At 73.7% G+C, this 16,083-nt stretch carries 10 protein-coding genes; 1 reads left to right on the top strand and 9 read right to left on the bottom strand.

Translation table 11 applies throughout. The features are described from left to right. Positions 1–11 precede the first annotated feature (11 nt). Positions 12–5,981: a carboxypeptidase regulatory-like domain-containing protein gene (locus AC1DUE_RS15490; protein WP_477040307.1), complete on the top strand. Its 5,970-nt coding sequence runs from the start codon at positions 12–14 to the stop codon at positions 5,979–5,981. Between the two features lie 18 nt (positions 5,982–5,999). Here AC1DUE_RS15490 and AC1DUE_RS15485 read toward each other — a convergent pair whose 3' ends face one another. Genes AC1DUE_RS15485 through AC1DUE_RS15445 form a run of 9 tightly spaced genes read right to left on the bottom strand, consistent with a single transcriptional unit; the run spans position 6,000 to position 16,075 of the window. Then, on the bottom strand, positions 6,000–6,497 hold the full coding sequence (locus AC1DUE_RS15485) for a hypothetical protein (RefSeq protein WP_477040306.1): 498 nt from the start codon (positions 6,495–6,497) through the stop codon (positions 6,000–6,002). Beyond that, the gene (locus tag AC1DUE_RS15480; RefSeq protein ID WP_477040305.1) at positions 6,494–7,042 is read right to left on the bottom strand and encodes a phage tail protein; all 549 of its coding nucleotides are present in this window, start codon (positions 7,040–7,042) and stop codon (positions 6,494–6,496) included. Before AC1DUE_RS15480 ends, AC1DUE_RS15485 begins: the two co-directional genes overlap by 4 nt. A gap of 25 nt (positions 7,043–7,067) precedes the next feature. Then, complete coding sequence (locus tag AC1DUE_RS15475) at positions 7,068–9,014, bottom strand: putative baseplate assembly protein (RefSeq protein WP_477040304.1); 1,947 nt, start codon at positions 9,012–9,014, stop codon at positions 7,068–7,070. After that, entirely contained in the window at positions 9,014–9,442 is a 429-nt protein-coding gene (locus AC1DUE_RS15470; protein ID WP_477040303.1) for a GPW/gp25 family protein, read from the bottom strand. Before AC1DUE_RS15470 ends, AC1DUE_RS15475 begins: the two co-directional genes overlap by 1 nt. Continuing rightward, positions 9,439–11,205 (bottom strand): phage baseplate assembly protein V, encoded by a 1,767-nt coding sequence (locus AC1DUE_RS15465; RefSeq protein ID WP_477040302.1) that lies wholly within the window; start codon positions 11,203–11,205, stop codon positions 9,439–9,441. Before AC1DUE_RS15465 ends, AC1DUE_RS15470 begins: the two co-directional genes overlap by 4 nt. Continuing rightward, complete coding sequence (locus tag AC1DUE_RS15460; protein WP_477040301.1) at positions 11,202–11,891, bottom strand: CIS tube protein; 690 nt, start codon at positions 11,889–11,891, stop codon at positions 11,202–11,204. Before AC1DUE_RS15460 ends, AC1DUE_RS15465 begins: the two co-directional genes overlap by 4 nt. Beyond that, positions 11,891–15,448, bottom strand: a complete 3,558-nt coding sequence (locus tag AC1DUE_RS15455) for a hypothetical protein (protein ID WP_477040300.1) — start codon at positions 15,446–15,448, stop codon at positions 11,891–11,893. The genes AC1DUE_RS15460 and AC1DUE_RS15455 overlap by 1 nt, the downstream gene beginning before the upstream one ends. Continuing rightward, the gene (locus AC1DUE_RS15450; protein WP_477040299.1) at positions 15,445–15,909 is read right to left on the bottom strand and encodes a phage tail protein; all 465 of its coding nucleotides are present in this window, start codon (positions 15,907–15,909) and stop codon (positions 15,445–15,447) included. The genes AC1DUE_RS15455 and AC1DUE_RS15450 overlap by 4 nt, the downstream gene beginning before the upstream one ends. Then, complete coding sequence (locus AC1DUE_RS15445) at positions 15,902–16,075, bottom strand: DUF6760 family protein (RefSeq protein WP_196804605.1); 174 nt, start codon at positions 16,073–16,075, stop codon at positions 15,902–15,904. The genes AC1DUE_RS15450 and AC1DUE_RS15445 overlap by 8 nt, the downstream gene beginning before the upstream one ends. Positions 16,076–16,083: the final 8 nt, after the last annotated feature.

Here is a 16,083-nt window from a genome sequence, read left to right as displayed (position 1 = left end):
AGGACCCGGCCGTGGCCGTCGCCCCGCAACGCACCGCGCAGGGCTCGCCGAGCGTGCTCGTCGAGCCGGGCTCGCACGCGTCCGCCGGACAGGCCGCCGTCCTGCGGGTGCACGCGCGCAACATCTCCGGAACGACGCAGGACTTCACCGTCTCGGCCGTCGGTCTCGAGGGGTCCTGGCTGCCCATCCCGGTCGCCGTCCCGAACGTCCCCGCGGACGCGACCGCCACCGTCGAGCTGACGCTCACGCCGCCCGTCGGTGCCGCCGCCGGTGACTACCCCTTCGTCGTCACGGTCGAGGCGCGCCACGCGCCCGGTGTCCCGGCGGCCACCACGCTCGCGGACGGCTCGCTGCGCGTCGACGGCGTCAGCGACCTGGTCCTGACCGTCGAGCCGGCCGACTCCCAGGCGCTGCGGCGCCGCAAGGTCCAGGTCGTCCTGGCCAACACCGGCGACCAGCCCGTCCGCGTCCGCCTCGACGCCACGTCCGACCCCGAGCTCGACGTCGACCTCGGCGACGGCGACCTCGACATCGGGCCGCACCAGACCGTCCGCATCCCCGGCAGCGTGCGGGCCAGGCGCCCGAAGTTCGTCGGACACGCGCGCCGGACCGCGTTCCACGTCACCGCGACCGGGGCCCGGGCGCCCCAGCGGTTCGACGGGACCGTGTCGCTGCGCGCCGTGCTCACGCCCGCGCTGCTGCGCTTCGTCGCCGTGACGATGGTGGCCGTGCTGTGGATCGCCGGCGTCCTGGCCGTGCTGCCGTGGGTGTCGGACCAGTTCTCGTCGGACAAGAGCGACAAGACCGCGACCGCCCCGAGCCAGCCGCCGACGACGGGCACGGACGGTACCCAGGGCGGGGGCGGGACCCAGGGCGACGGCGACGGCGACGCTGGGACGGCGCCCGGGACCGGTGACGCCGACGCGGCTCCGGGCGTCCGGGTCTCCGGCATCGTGACCGGCTCGGCCCCGGCCGGCGTCACGGTCGCCGTCCAGCCGGCGTCCGCCCTGGCAGCGCCTCCGGCGGACGACACGACGACCCCGCCGTCGACGGCCTCGGGCCTGGAGGGTTCGGTGGCGACGCTCGTGCACCCGGAGCGTGCACTGGCCGCCGCACTGGCGGACCGGGTGGTCGCCAAGAAGGAGCCGTCCAGCGCCGGCAAGGTCCTGGGCACCAGCCTGCCCGTCGAGCGCACGGACGAGATCTCCCAGCGCCGCAGCACGACCACCCAGGAGGACGGCACGTGGGCGTTCGCCGACCTGTCGCCCACCGCGCGCTACCTGATCGTGCTGGCCAAGCCCGGCTTCCAGACGCAGCGGTTCCTCGTCACGGGCGCCCAGGCCGCGGCCGCGTCGATGAAGGTCGCGATGGTCCCGGGCAAGGGCACCATGTCCGGCCTGATCAGCGGCCCGTCGGGCGCCGTCGGCGGCGTCGAGGTGACCCTGTCCGACGGGACCACGACCGTCACCACACGCAGCGCGACGAGCGGACGGGTCGGCTACTGGGAGGTCGACGGCCTCTCGACCCCGAGCACCTACCTGGTCACGGCGAGCGGCGAAAAGCTCGGCGCGGAGTCGGCACTGGTGACCCTCGGCGCGGCGGCCACACGCACGGTCAACCTGGCCCTGCGACCCGGGGTCGCCACGCTGTCCGGGACGGTCCGCGGTATCGACTCGCTCGGCGGGTTCGGCGGGCTGGGCGGGCTGACCGTCACCGCGACCGCCGGGGAGAACACGCGCACCGCGACGACCGTCACCGGTGACCGCGCCGGGACGTTCGTCCTGCCGGACCTGCCCGTCCCGGCGTCGTACACGCTGACGATCTCGGGCGACGGCTACGCCACCCAGACGCGGCAGATCGACCTCACGTCCGCCGGCGTCTCCCCGCTCGACATCTCGATGACCAGCACCGGCGGCACGGTCCAGGGCACGGTGACCGAGCCGGACGGCACGGGCGTGGCCGGGGCCGGGCTCGTCCTGGACGGACCGGCAGGGACCTACAAGACGATGTCCGCGTCCGACGCCACGGGCACGTTCCGGTTCAGCGGGATCGCGCCCGGCCAGTACGTGCTCACGGCCGTGGTGTTCGCGCACGACCCCGCGTCCACCCAGGTCGCCGTCGTCAGCGGCGGCTCGGCGACGGCGGACCTCGTCCTCGTCCCGACGCCGGGCGGTGGCCTCACCGCCACGTCGTTCATCCGCGGCGGGGTGCGCGACGCGTCGACCGGCGGTCAGATCACCTGCCCGAACATCTTCCCCGGCGAGACCTGTGAGGTCACGGTCACGGGCGTCACCAAGGACGAGACGGGCACGACGACCCCCATCGAGGTGCGCGCCGACCCGGACACCGACTACCAGTTCCCCAACCCGGCGCTCTCGTCGGGCCTCCTGCCCGGCCTCTACCGCCTCACGATCGCCGCCCCGGGCTACGAACCCGGGCACGTCAACGTCACCGTGCCCATGGGGCAGGTGGTCGAGGCCACGACCGTCGCGCTCGAGCAGTCCCCGTCCGTCGTCGGCACGGTCCAGGCGCATGTCGGCGCGGTGCCGAGCACCACCTGCGTGATCGCCGTGCCCGGACCGGGATCGACCCGGCCGACCGCTCCGTGCGGGCCCGACCCGGCCGATGCGACCCGGTGCGTCGTCACTGGTGCCGCGTGCAGCTTCATCGGGATCAACGGGTCCTACAGCGTCAACCGACTGACCTCCGGCACCTACGACGTCTGGGTCGTCCCGCCGGCGAACAGCGAGTACATCGCACCCGAGCGCGGGACGGTCGCGCTGGTGCCGGGGTCGTCGCGACGGTTCGACGCGATCCTCGACCGGCTCGGTGTGCTGTCGGTGACCGTGATGCGCTCCGACGGCACGTCGCAGGTCCTGCCGGAGCAGAACGCGACGATCGTCACCAGCCCGGCCGCGCAGCTGACCCCACCGACACCGCCGACGACGAACGCGAGCGGGCTGGCACAGGTGCGTGGGTTGGCGCAGGGCGTCTACACCGTCACGGCCAATCCCTCGAACGGCAGCCCGGGCGCCTCCCTCGCCAACATCACGGTCGGGCTGAACCAGGAGGTCTCCGCTCAGCTCGTCATCACCACGCCGGTCTCCAACGTGGCCGGACGCGTCGTGAGCCAGCTGTCGTCGGGCGTCTCGTCGCCCGTCGGCGGAGCGCACGTCGAGGTCACGGGGACCACCGGGTTCAACGGGCTCTCGCCGCTGCGGACCACGAGCACGCCGCCCGCGACGACGACGAGCAACGGCGACTTCACGGTCTGCACCACGACGACGGGCTGCCCGACCGACGGCTCGGCGACCAACCTCGCGCTCGTCGAGGCGCGGGTCGACGTGCGCGTGACCGCGAACGGCTACCAGGCGTACTCGGCCACCGACGTGCCGACCAGCGCGCTGCAGACGATCACGCTGTCGCCGCTGGGCACGTCGTTCAAGGGCTCGGTCGCCTTCGACCCGACCCTGAGCCTGGCCGACACCACGACGACGCTCGACAAGGTGCGCTTCGACGTCCGCGCCGCACCGCCCGGCGTCGGGCAGCTGTCGCTGACCGCACGGATGGTCGGCACCGTCCCGACGGTCGTGTGGTCCGACTCCGCCCAAGGCACCGACCCCGCGCTCAACGGCGCCCGGCTCATCCGCCCCGGCTCGTACACGGTGGCCGCCTCCCTGCCCGGCTACGACACCGCGGAGATCTCCTTCGTCGTCCAGCCCGGCCAGGCCATGGACCCGATCACGTTCACGTTGAAGCGGTTCGGCTTCCTGCGGGTGTCCGCGATCACCGCGCAGGACTTCACGACCCCCGTCCAGGGCACGATCATGACGATCACTCTCCAGGGCGGCGTGACGCAGCGCATCGAGGCCCACCCGGGCGACAGCTTCGTCGACTTCGGCGACCTGCCCACCGGGTCGTACCCCATCGACGTGCGAGCCCCCGGGTATCGCGCGCTGACCTCGTCGGTGAACGTCTCACCCGGGCAGACCGCGGTCCAGGCGCAGCAGGTGCCGATGGTCAAGCTCGGCGCCCTCAACGGCATCGTCGAGTCGCAGCTGACCGCGGGCTGGACCGAGGCGCTGCCGGGGGCGTCGGTCACCGCGACCCGCAACGGGCAGTCGTTCCCCGCGACGACCGGCGCCGACGGCTCCTACCGGATCACCGGCACGACCGTGAACGACGGGCTCGTCGGCGGCACGTGGAGCATCACGACGACCGCGCCGGGCCACGCGAACGGCACCGGCTCGGCCACCGTCCCGGATCCGGACTTCACGAACCCGGCCTCGCTCGAGGTCCCGGTGGCGCCGATCCAGATGGTCGCGCAGAAGGGCGCGCTGCGGGTGTTCGCGGTCGCCGGGGCCAACCCCGTCAACGGCCTGACCATGCAGATCACCTACCGCGACGCGCTGAACAACGTCACCCTGGCGCCGAGCTGCGTGCCCGGGAGCACGGCCGGCGGCTGCCCGGGCACCGACGGTCTCTACGAGTTCAACGACGTCCTGCCGCTGACGTACAACCTGAACATCTCGGGTGGCGCCTACTCCCCGCTCACGCTCCCGGTGGCGGTCGCCCCCGGCGAGACCAAGTCGGTCACCGTCCCGATCACGACGCCCGCCGGCTCGATCCAGGGAGTCGTCCTGCACCAGGCCGCGGGCGGCGGCACGACCCCCGTCACGGGCGCGACGGTGACGCTCACGCCGGCCAGCGGCACGGCCGTGACGAACGTGTCCGACGCCAACGGGCAGTACAAGTTCCCGTCCGTCGTCCCCGGCAGCTACACCCTGTCGACGACGGACAACGGCCTCGGGGCCACGCGCACCGTCACCGTCCTGCCTGGTCAGGGTCTCGTCGTCGACCTCGTGCTGCAGGACGTCACGCGGCAGGTCGTCGTGACGGTGACGTCGGCCAACGGCACCGACCTCTCCGGCGCGCTCGTCGCTCTGACCGGTGGCACCGCTCCGCCCGCAGCCCAGCCGGTGGTCCGCACCGCGGCCGGCGCGAACACCTTCCGCACGACGTTCAACCAGGTGGCGGCCGGCACCTGGGGGATCACGGTGTCCGGTCCGTCGGGCCACCTGGGCTCCACCACCGGGTCGGTGAACGTGCCCTCGACCGGTACGGGCGCCGTGAACGCCGCGGTGACGGTCACCGAGACCCAGATCGCCCTGCGCGCGACGACGTCCGCCACCGGCGCACCGACGACGGTGACCGCCACCGTCACGCAGGGTGGAGCGGGCACGGATGTCGTCGTGTTCGTCGGTGGCGGCGACTCCGTGGTCTTCGTGCCTGCCACGGGTGCGACGGTCACGGGCGCGACGACGGGCGGCTTCTCGGTGAACGTCTCCGGGGGTGCGGTCGCCTCGGGGGCCACCTACCAGCTGGTCACGCTCGACGTCGCGGGCCGCGGCAGTGCCACGTCCGCCTCCCCGGCGAACCAGACCGTGAGCACGGGTGCCACGGTCTCGGTGACGACGCAGGTGACGGCCACGGGCAGCAACCCGAACGTCGGGACCGTGCAGCTGCAGCGCCGGACGTCCACCGGTCCCGACGTGTGGACGGACGTCGGCTCGTCAGCGACCGCCACGGGCAGCAACCAGACGCTGACCGCCGTGGCCGACGCAGCGTGGGGTACCGGCGCCGTGACGTTGCGCGTGACCTACTCGGGGGGTGGCGTCTGGGGCCCGTCGACCAGCGGGAACATCACCGTCACGGTGCAGACGCCCACGACCACCACCGTGGCGTTCGCCGCCAACGTGCTGACCGCGACGGTCACCCCCACGGCGGCGACCGGGACGGTCGCGTTCTTCACCGGGACAAACACGCCGATCGGGGGCTGCGGGAACGTGGCCGTCAGCGGCGGTACGGCGACGTGCACCTGGACCGCGCCGACCGGCACGACCTCGGTGCACGCGAACCTGAACGGCTCCGGCGTCTACGCCGACTCGAACAGCGCGAACATCAGCGTCGTCGTGCCGTGACACCCGGCGGTCGGGACCTCAGACCATCCAGACGAACATCAGGGTGAGCCCGACCGAGACGATGGCCGTGCAGAGCACGACGAGCCACGTCGGCGGGTGATCGCAGGGCTCCGTGACCGTCTGCGTGATGATCACCGGCGCGGGCACCGGCTCCGGGAGCGGTGGCTCGGGGGGCGGCGGAGGCGGGTCCATGAGGGAGCCGCAGCGGACGCAGTTGCGGGCGCCGGGCACGTTGAGCTCGGCGCACGCCGGGCAGGCGAGCGTCGCGGAGAGCGCGTTGCCGGAGGCGCCGGGGGCGCGGCGCAGGGCGTCGTCCGACGAGCCGTCCCCGAGACCGGCGCCCGACGACGGACGGGCCCAGAACAGCGGGTAGTCGCACGTCGGGCAGAAGTCGCTGGCGAGGCGGCGGTCGGCGTGGACGGCCGAGACGGTGCCGCACTCGGGGCACGCGAGGACGAGCGAGTCGGACGGGTCGCCCGCCTGCGTCCCGGCCGGCTGTCCGAGCACATCCGTCATGACGCCACTCCCTCGGCGATGCGTTCGGGCAGGGGCCACGCGCGGCGCTCCCCGACCCAGATCTCAGCGTGCACGTGCGCCGGCACCTCGTCCAGCACCAGGCGGAGGAAGTCGGTCTCCTCCAGCAGCCCGGTGGACTGTACCTCCATGACCACCCACGCAGGGCCGACCGGCGCGGTGCCGCGCTCGAAGACGCCGCCACCCTCGCTGACCGTCACGGGGCCGCCCGAGAACAGCTCGAGCAGCAGGCGCAGGCCCTTGGTCGTCCCGCGCCACTGCAGCGTGGCCCCGGCGGTCGCGAGGATCCGCCGCTGCACGGGGTCGGAGAACGAGTCGTCGATGCCGGACAGGCCGAGCCACTGCGACATCCAGCGGACCATGGCCAGCGGGGTGATCGTGCGGTCGGCCAGGTAGGGCAGGTTGTCGGCGTGCGCCAGCAGCGTGCCGGCCTGCTCCTGGAAGATGCGCACGAACCGCACGAAGAAGTCCTCCGTGAGCATGCCGGCCGGGAGCTGGTTGAGCAGCCAGTCGTCGTGCCGGCTCATGCCGGGTTCCTCAGGGTCGTACGCCTCATCGCACGACCACCTTGTGGTCCGCCGACAGGAACAGGGCGTACTTGGCCAGCGGGATGGACTCGCGCCCGCCGCCGATGCGTCGCCCGGTGCGCAGGTCGTACTCGAACAGCTGGAGCTCGTCGACGGCCAGGACGCCCTCGACGGCCTCGATCACCTGGGTCACGGCGCCCGACGTCAGGGACGCGTCGAACGGCCAGCCGGCACCGTCGGCGCCGCCGGTCAGCGGGTGCACGTACCGGGTCAGCTGGTCGACCACGCGCTGGCGGACCATCGCGGCGGGGCGTCCGGGCAGCGTCCGGATCAGCGCGGCGACGCTCACGCCCTGGTAGAACGGCGTGCCGAGCTCGAGCGGCACGCCGACCATCCGGCGCTCGTTGAGGGCCTTCTTCACCGCGTCGAACAGCTCGGGCTGGAGCGCGAAGTCGTCGAGCTTGTGCGTGCGCGGGTCGGAGCGCAGCGCGGGCACGACGAGGACGCGGACCACCGACGAGCCCGTCTGGGTCGCGGGCAGGCAGCGGGCGCGGGCGACCTCGATGGACGCCTGCCGGGCGATCGCCTCGAAGTCCGACGCGGTCACGGCGCGCTGGCCGGTGCGCAGGGTCAGCGGGCCGCGGACCTTGGCCTCGGCGGCGGTCTCGGCGTCGACACCGCCCTTGGCCGGCACCAGGTTGGTGACGGACGCGATGAACGGGAGCGCGGTGCGCAGCGCCGTCAGCGTGCGCACGCCCACGTTCCCCGAGTTCCCGCCGCCCGTGCGGTACCCGGACACCCGGATCTCGGCCCCGTCGCGCGGGATCGCGCCGTGCTGGCGCAGCGTGCCGGAGGGGTGCCGGATCGTCGGCCCGAACCGCACCTCGCCGGTGTTCGAGTCCCAGACGACGTGCAGGTCGTTCTCTCCGGACGCGGAGAAGTCCGGGACCTCGGTCCAGATCTGCGTGCCGCGACGGTCGACGACGAACACGTGCTCGTCGCCACGCCGCTCGGCCACGGGCGCGACCGACACCTGGAAGGTCTGCCCGGCGACGCCCGTGGAGCGGCCCAGCATCTCGGCGGGCTCGGCGCGGGCGTGCTCGGCGGGCACGGTGATGCCGATGGCGTGCAGCGCGATGGACGCGATCCGCGGCGACGCCTGGTAGGTCGGCTGACCCGGCTGGGGCCGCAACAGCTTGACGCGCAGCCAGTGCGCGAGCGTGCCGCCGAGCATGAGCGGCTCGTGCTGCTCGGGCACCAGGAGCACCACCGAGCCGGGCTTGTTCAGGCCGCCGGTGCCGTCGGACTCGACGAGCGCGCGGACCCAGGCGGCCCCGTTCCACGCCTCCCAGACGATCGGCGCGTTCAGCGGGTCGACGCCGATGCCCTCGGCGCGCGCCGCGAGGTCGAGGCGCACCGCATAGCCGGCGAGGGACTCACGGGTGCCCAAGTAGAGCGCGTCGCCCTCCACCAGCGGGTCGGACGGGAAGCACTTCGCCGACTGGCCGGGGAGCGTCAGGTCGTCCCAGACGTCGTTCGTCGCGACGAGCTCGGCGTCGGACGTGTAGGCCGCGACGAGCTTCGGGGGGCCGACGACACCCTCGGCCGACGTGCTGAACACGATGGCGTCGGCGTCGCCGAGCGCCGTGGACACCTCGGTGCCGGTGGGCACGCGCACGATGCGCTCGGCCGGTGCGGACAGCCAGAACGTGAGGTCGGTGTGCGCCACGGCCGGCGGGAAGGGCTCGATGCCCACCAGGTTGAGGAACTCGACGTACATGCGGTCGGGCACCTGGTTCACGCGGTACAGCACCATCTCGCTGACCCAGGCGAAAAGCTCGATCAGCGCGACGCCGGGGTCGGAGACGTTGTGGTTGGTCCACTCCGGCGTGAACCGGGGGATCAGGCGCTTGGTCTCGTCGACGATGTCCTGGAAGGTGCGGTCGTCGAGGTTCGGCGGGTCGAGCGGCATCAGACGTCCTCGCGGGGGATCACGTAGAAGGGGTAGACCAGGTTGCGCCGGTCGTTGGTCGCGCGGATCCGGTAGGCGATGCCGATCCGGACCAGGCCGGAGCTGGTGTCGTCCTGCACGGGCGTCACCTCGTCGACCTCGATCCGCGGCTCCCACTGCGCGAGCGCGTCGCGCACGGCCTGGCTGATCAGGCCGATCAGGTTGGCGTTGACGGGTTCGAACAGCAGGTCCCAGATGCGGCAGCCGAACTGCGGTCGCATGAGCCGCTCGCCGGGCGCCGTGAGCAGGACCATGCGGATCGAGTCCTCCAGGTCACCGCCCTGGGCCGTGAGTGCGATGGAGCCCGTGTGGTCCACTCCCATCGGCCAGGCGAAGCCTCGGCCGACGAAGTCCGGCGTCTGCGCGCCGGTGGTGGTGACCTCGCTCAATTGATCTTCACCATCGCCCCCTTGACCTCCAGGACGCCGCTCGCCTCGACCGTCGCCATCCCGGTGCCCTTGAGCGAGGCTTGCGTGCCCTGCAGCTTGAGCCCGGTGGTCGCGGTCGCCTCGACGTCCGCGCCGCTGATCGCGACCTTCGTCGTGGCCTTGATCGTGATCTTGGTGGCGTCGATCGTGATGGCGCCGTTGCCGTCGAACTCGATGGACGACGACCCCACGGCGATCTTCAGCGGGACGCCGGCGGGAACCTTGAGGTCGGCGCGGTCCTTGCCGATCCGCAGCGAGTGCTCGAGCCCGGCCAGGGCCAGCTGCACGTGCTGGGTGGCGGGCGTCGTGCCGTCGCTCATGGTCAGCGTGTGCCCGAGGCGCGACGTCAGGGCGCGGGTCACCACGGCGCCGTTGGCGTCGACGGCGCCCGCCGTCGGCGTCGTCGACTTGTTGCCGTAGAGGCCCCCGAGCACCACCGGGCGCGTGACGTCGTCGTCCTCGAAGCCGATGAGCACCTCGTCGCCGACCTCGGGGATGACGACCTGGCCGCGGTTCGCGCCCGCGCCGATGGCGAGCACGCGCGCCCACGCGCTGGAGAGCTGGTCGGACGCGGTGCTCAGCGAGACGCGCACGCGGCCGACGCCGTCCGGGTCCTTGACGTTGTCGACGATCCCGACGGCGAGCCCGCTGCGCCGGAAGCTCGACACGGGCGAGGACTTCTCCCACGGGTCCGACAGCTGCACCGGGTCGCGGTCGCCGGCGACGAACCGCGAGACGGCGTTGCCGTCCATCCACGTGTTGTCGACCTCGCGGATGTAGTAGTTCCCGTTCGACGGGCCGGCGCCGTTGACCGTCAGCCGGCCCCCGGGGACGAGCAGGGCCGTGTACTGGCACTCGCCCTCCGCGGTGACGCGTCCGGTGCGCGCGGCGAGCGCCTTCGCGGCGGTCGTGGCCTCCGTCTGCGACGTGGTCGCCGCCCGGGCGTCGACCCGCGTGTACGTGGTGCCCCCGCCCGTGGTCGCGTCGAAGCCGGCGCGCGACGTCGGCGTCTGGGCGGTGCCGACCACCGCGGACTGCGCGACCGGGTCCCACCCGCGCACGGTGACCGAGGTGGCGCCGTCGCCGACCTGCCGCGCCGAGAACGACATGACGTCCATCCCCATCGTGATGGAGACGGGCTGGGCGCCGGGTGCGCTCCCGGTGGCCGCGGACCACATCGAGAACGTGGTGCCGAGGATGCTCCAGTCGCACCCGGTGCGCTCGGCGATCTCGTCGATCATGCCCAGCGCGGTGTCGTTGCGCAGCACGTACTTCACAGGGGTCGTCGGCAGGTCGATCGTCCCGAGGCTCAGGCCCGCGGTCTGCACGAGCTGGGACACGATGTCCTTGAGCGACATGTCGGTGAACGACTCGACGTCGGTGTTGCGGAGCAGCTCGTAGGCGCCGTCCTGCACCACCACGGTCAGGCTGAGCCCGCCGTACGAGTCCAGCTCGCTGGTGACGGAGGTGACCTTGCCCTCGAACGCGGGGTCCGTCTTGTCGCCGTACCCGGCCTCGATCGAGATGCTCTTGCCGATGTTGAACTTGCCGGACGCGACGACGGTGAAGGCGTCGTCGATGTACGTCAGCGTGGCACGGCCGATCGTGCGCAGGCCCCGGTGCACGCGGACCCGCCTGAGCTGGAGGGTCTCGGGGACCGCCTGGCCGTCGGACTTGATATCGATCCGGACGATGGCGTCCGACTCGAGCATCGGGCTCGTCATGAGTCGAGCTTCGGGATCGTCAGCAGCGCGCCGGGCTTGAGGGCGAGCGGGTCGGCGATGGAGTTGGCGGACGCGAGCGTGCGCCACCGGGTCGAGTCGCCGTAGTACTGCGCGGAGATCCGGTCGAGCGTCTCGCCCGGCTGTACCCGGTGCACGCGGTGCGGTCGCGGCGTCCCGGACGTCGGGTTCTGCTTGCCGAACGCCTGGGACTCCTCGTACTGGCGCAGGACGAGGGCCATCGTCGCGCGCAGCGGCATGCCCGTGCTCGAGAAGTAGGTGTAGGTGAGCTCGAGCTGGGCGATGACCGCCTTGAACGAGTGGAGGTCACCCCAGTGGAACGTCACGTAGGGCGGGCGCTGGCTGTGCTTGGACTCGTCGGTGCCGGGCAGCGCCGGGTCGACGTCCATGAGCGAGACGATCTTGCCGGTGTGGACGCTGACGTCCGTGCCCGTGTCGGTGGTGTCGAAGAACAGGTCCACCCGCAGGACGCCCGAGTTCGCACCGGTGTAGCGCAGGCGGCTCACACCACGTCCGGGCAGTGCGGCTCCGGCCCAGGTGTTGCTCCGGCTGATCTTGAGCTGCGCCGGGTTGAACAGGCAGGAGACGCGTGTGCCGTCCTCGGTCTCCAGGAACGCCTTCTGGCTCGACGGGGTCGCCGGCGGTGCGGCGGGCGGCGGGGTGGGCATCAGAACACCTCCGTCCCTCGACGCCACGCGCGGCGCTCGGTCTCTTCACGCAGGCGCTCGTCGATGATCCGCATCACGGCCCAGCGGAAGCCGTCGGCATCGAGCCAGGCGTCCGGACCGCCGGTGCCGACGTCATGGCTGCCGAGCGCGCCGACGCCGATCGTCTTGTCGACGTGCGAGTTGTCGAACTGGGCGAAGTCGAGGTCCATGCTCATGTCACGTCCCCCCTCCCCTTCTCCGAAGAAGCGTCGCACGACGTGCGGCGTGCCGGCGGGAGCGCCGAAGGTCATGGGTCCGGCGGGTGTGCCGGAGCCGGACGGTGCGGTGCGTGAGCCCCCGGAGGTCCGGGTGGCCAGGGCGTTCGCGGCTGCCGAGCTCGGCACGGGCGGCCCTTGCGTGGAGGGGGAGCGCCGCACGACGGTCCGCGGCGGCAGCACGTTCCACGCCTCCGGCAGCCGCGGCGGGTTGCTGCCGCTGGCCGGTCGGGGCGGAGGCGGCGCGTTGAGCCCGCCGATCGCGGACGCCCAGCCGGTCGCGGCCGTGCTCGGTGCCCATCCGGTGGCGCCGGGCCCGCGACGGGTCGCGGTGGAGTGCGTTCCGGCATCGCCCTTGCCACCCGACGTCGAGCGGCGGACCGCTGCGCCCGGCGGGAGGCCGACGGTCGGGACCCCGGGTGCCGCCCCGCCCGCGCGGCTCATCGTCGGGACGCCGTTCGACCAGGACGAGCCGGCGGCCGTCCGCGAGCCGGGGGCGTTCGGGATCGTGGAACCGCCGGTCGTCGAGGCTGCGGTCGAGCCCGCGCTTCCTCGGGCCGCGGCGCCCGGGCCTGCAGCGCTCGTGCTCGTGCTCGGGCTCGGGCTCGGGCTCGGGCTCGGGCTCGCGCTCGTCGCCGTGGCCCGTCGGCGCACGGGCGCGGAGGCGGACAGGATCGAGGTCGAGCCGGTGCCGGCCGCGCCCGCCGTGCGGACGGTCACCGGCGACATCATGCGCAGGGCGTGCCCGGGCCCGGCGAGCTCGGCCCGCTGGGCGACCGGTGCGCCGGTCGACGGGGCCGTGCCCGGGGTCCAGGCGGCGGAGGTGCCGGCGGTCGCGGCGGAACGCTGGGCCGCCGCGTACACGGCCGCGGCGCCGGTGGGCGGGGCGAAGCTGCCGCGGTGGTCGCCGACCGAGATCGGCGACGAGCTGCCCGGCACGCGCGTGGCGCGTCGGACCGTGCTGCCCTCGATGCCCAGCCCGCGCCACGAGCGGCGCGTGCGGGCGTGCCCGCTGCGGCGGTGACCGGTGCCGGGCAGGTACCCGGTCAGGCCGGTGTCGCTTCCCGACCCCGTGAGGTCGATGCCGACGTCGGGCGCGAGACCGCCGGCGTGGGTCGAGGCCGACGACGCTGCGGCACCGGTCGACGAGGCCGGGTGCGACCCGACGAGCGACCGGCGCACGGTCGTGGGCGACGCCGGGCCCGTCGCGGCTGCCGCCGATGTGCTCGGCGACGAGGACGAGCTGGTTGCAGAAGGCGCGGCGGCGGACGCGGCGGGGACCGAGGATGCCGGCCGAGCAGGCGAGCTCGACGACAGGGAGCCGGTCGACCCGGGCGCGGAACCTGAGGGTGCGGCCGAGGCCGATGCCGCGGTACCTGCCGGCGCCGGCGCGACTGCCGCTGCCGACGCGCCGGGAGCGGTCGCCGCCGAGGACGGGGGAGTGGCGGCCGGCCGGGACGGGGTGCCGGAGGCCGAGGCCGCAGCGAGCGAGCCCGAGGTCGCAGACCCCGAGGGTGCGGGGCCCGAGGTCGCGGAGCTCGAGCTCGCGGATCCCGAGGTAGCCGGGACCGGACGCGCCGGCGCCGATGCGGACCGCGAGATCGCCGACGAGGCGGCAGCCGCCGCGGAAGCCGCGGACGCCGCAGCCGAGTCCGCCGCGACGGCGGCGACCGCGGCCGACGTCGGCGCGACCGAGCGGCGCACGCGGAGGGTCGGGTCGTTCAGCGTGCCGTTCGGTCGGAACAGCGGGCGTGCGAGCGTGCGCCGGATCGCGCTGGCCAGCGGGCGGTGGGCGGAGGCCTGCATCGGCCCGTCCGCGGACGCCCCGAGCGGGCCCGCGAACATCGACATGCTTGGCGTCGACGCCCCGGCCGCCGCGGCCGCTCCGGCGGCGCCGGTCGTCGCGTCCGAGGAACCGCCGCCGTCGGACGAGGTGGCCGATGGGCTGGGAGAGGCCGACGAGGCCGGCGATCCGGCGGCGACCGACGGGACCGACGAACCGGCCGCCACCGACGAGGCAGGCGAACCCGCCGGGACCGACGACGAGGCCGACGAACCGGGGACGGCCGGCGAACCGGGCGTGCTCGAGGAGCCGGCGGGGAGCCCGGGCGGCGTCGTCGCGGAGGGCAGCCCGCTCGACGCAGCCGACGAGGACACCGTCCCGGTGGGTGCCGCCGACGATCGGGCGATGACCGGACCGGACGGGCTGCTCGTCGTGACGGACGGCGGCGTCGCGGCGAGGTGGGCCGACGAGACCGGAGCGGCGGCTCCGCTCGGGACGGTCGGGGTCGGGGCTGCGCCGGCAGGAGGTGTGGCCGTCGAGGCCGAAGGAGTGCCGTGCGTCGGGTTCGGCGCAGGCACAGAAACGGTTGCCGGTGCGGACACCGCGCGCGCGGGTGCGGCCGAGGTGTCGACCGGCGACCGCCGGATCGGGGCGACCGTCGAGGCCGACGGCGCGATGTTCGTCGGCAAGCCCGAGCTCGAGGCGCCCACGACGGAGGTCGAGCCCGTGGTGCCGGACGCGCGGACGGCCGAGGCGGCGGGCCGGGCAGCGGCCGGGGCGGACGTCCGGGAAGGGGCGGGCGCGGCGGCGGCTCGACGGGCGTCGGCGGTGGCCGTCGCGAGGGCGCGTCGACGCAGGAGCCGACTCGACGGCGCGGGAGCGTTGCGCGGTCCTGCGCCGGGCAGGGGAGAGGAGGGAGGAACAGGGCGGGAGGAGAGCGTCGCGGCAGAGGGAGTCCGGTCACCGGTCACGGCGGACGACGCTCGTCCGGACCCCCCGTCGTTCCCCGGGCGTGCTGGGGGATCTGCCGTTCGTGCGGCGACGTGCGAGCGCATCACCCGCGAGTCCGAGTTCATCGTCATCTTCCCGCTCGCGCGCACGTCCTCGGCGACGCGGACGGGGATCGTCTGGGGTGCCAGGCGCTGCGTGGAGCCGCCCGGGCGGTACGAGGACTGGTCCGGCACGCGCTCGAGCATCCGCGGCAGGCCGCGTCGCGCCTCGGGCGCGGGCACCGGCTCGTGGGTGGAGCGCACCGCGGACACGTCGGACCACCAGCGCGGCGGCGCGACGTTCGCGGGCCCGGTCCCCACCGAGATGGAGGCGGCGGGGCCGACGAGGGAGCGGCGGACGGCGACGGAGCGCCCCCAGCCCTCGGAGAAGCGGACCGACGACGACGCGACGGAGCCGATGCGGGCAGGGCGCAGGTGGCCGAGCGTCGGTCCGGGCCGGCGCATGCGCACACCGATCGAGCGGCCCAGGCGCGTGCGCGGGTCGTCGTCGGACGGGGGCGTCAGGCTCACAGGGTCTTCGCCCGGAACCCGTTGTGCGCGACCTCGAGGGTCTCGGACAGGGCGTCGACCAGGTCGGCGCTCAGCGTCGGACCGCTCCACGCGACGGCGAACACGCCCTCGAACTCCCAGGAGCGCAGGCGCTCACCGTTGTTGCCCAGGACGGTCACCGCGCCGGTGGAGCGCGTGACCTTGTTCTGCGCGGCCGCGAAGCCCTCGCCGGAGGACTTGCCCACCCAGGAGAACAGCGCGTCGGAGTTCACCAGGCCGCGCTTGAACACGAGGTGCGGCCAGCGGATGACCCCCGGGAACTTGTGGGGGTACTGGTTCTGGCCGCCCTCGACGTACTCGTGCTCGGAGACGGTGAGCTGCAGCCCGCTGATCTCCTTGAACGCGCCGATCTCGACGCCGTCCACCTCGAAAACGAAGTTGGCGGCGACGGGCGCGTCACCACCCAACGGCTCCTCAGGCACTCTCTCTCACCGCCTCCCACGCTCGAGCGTTCATTGCCGACACGGCGCGCACCATCCGGACCCGGTCCAGGTGCTCGAGGTCGAGCAGCTCGTTCAGCGGCCAGTGCAGGTGGTACGCGAGGAACGCGATCTCCTGCCACAGGGCCTCGGTGGGGTAGCGCAGCATCGTCGGGT

The sequence above is a fragment of the Cellulomonas sp. P4_A2 genome, from assembly GCF_056402515.1.
The sequence above is the reverse complement of the archived record's forward strand: the minus strand, read 5'-3'. Positions and strand labels throughout refer to the sequence as shown.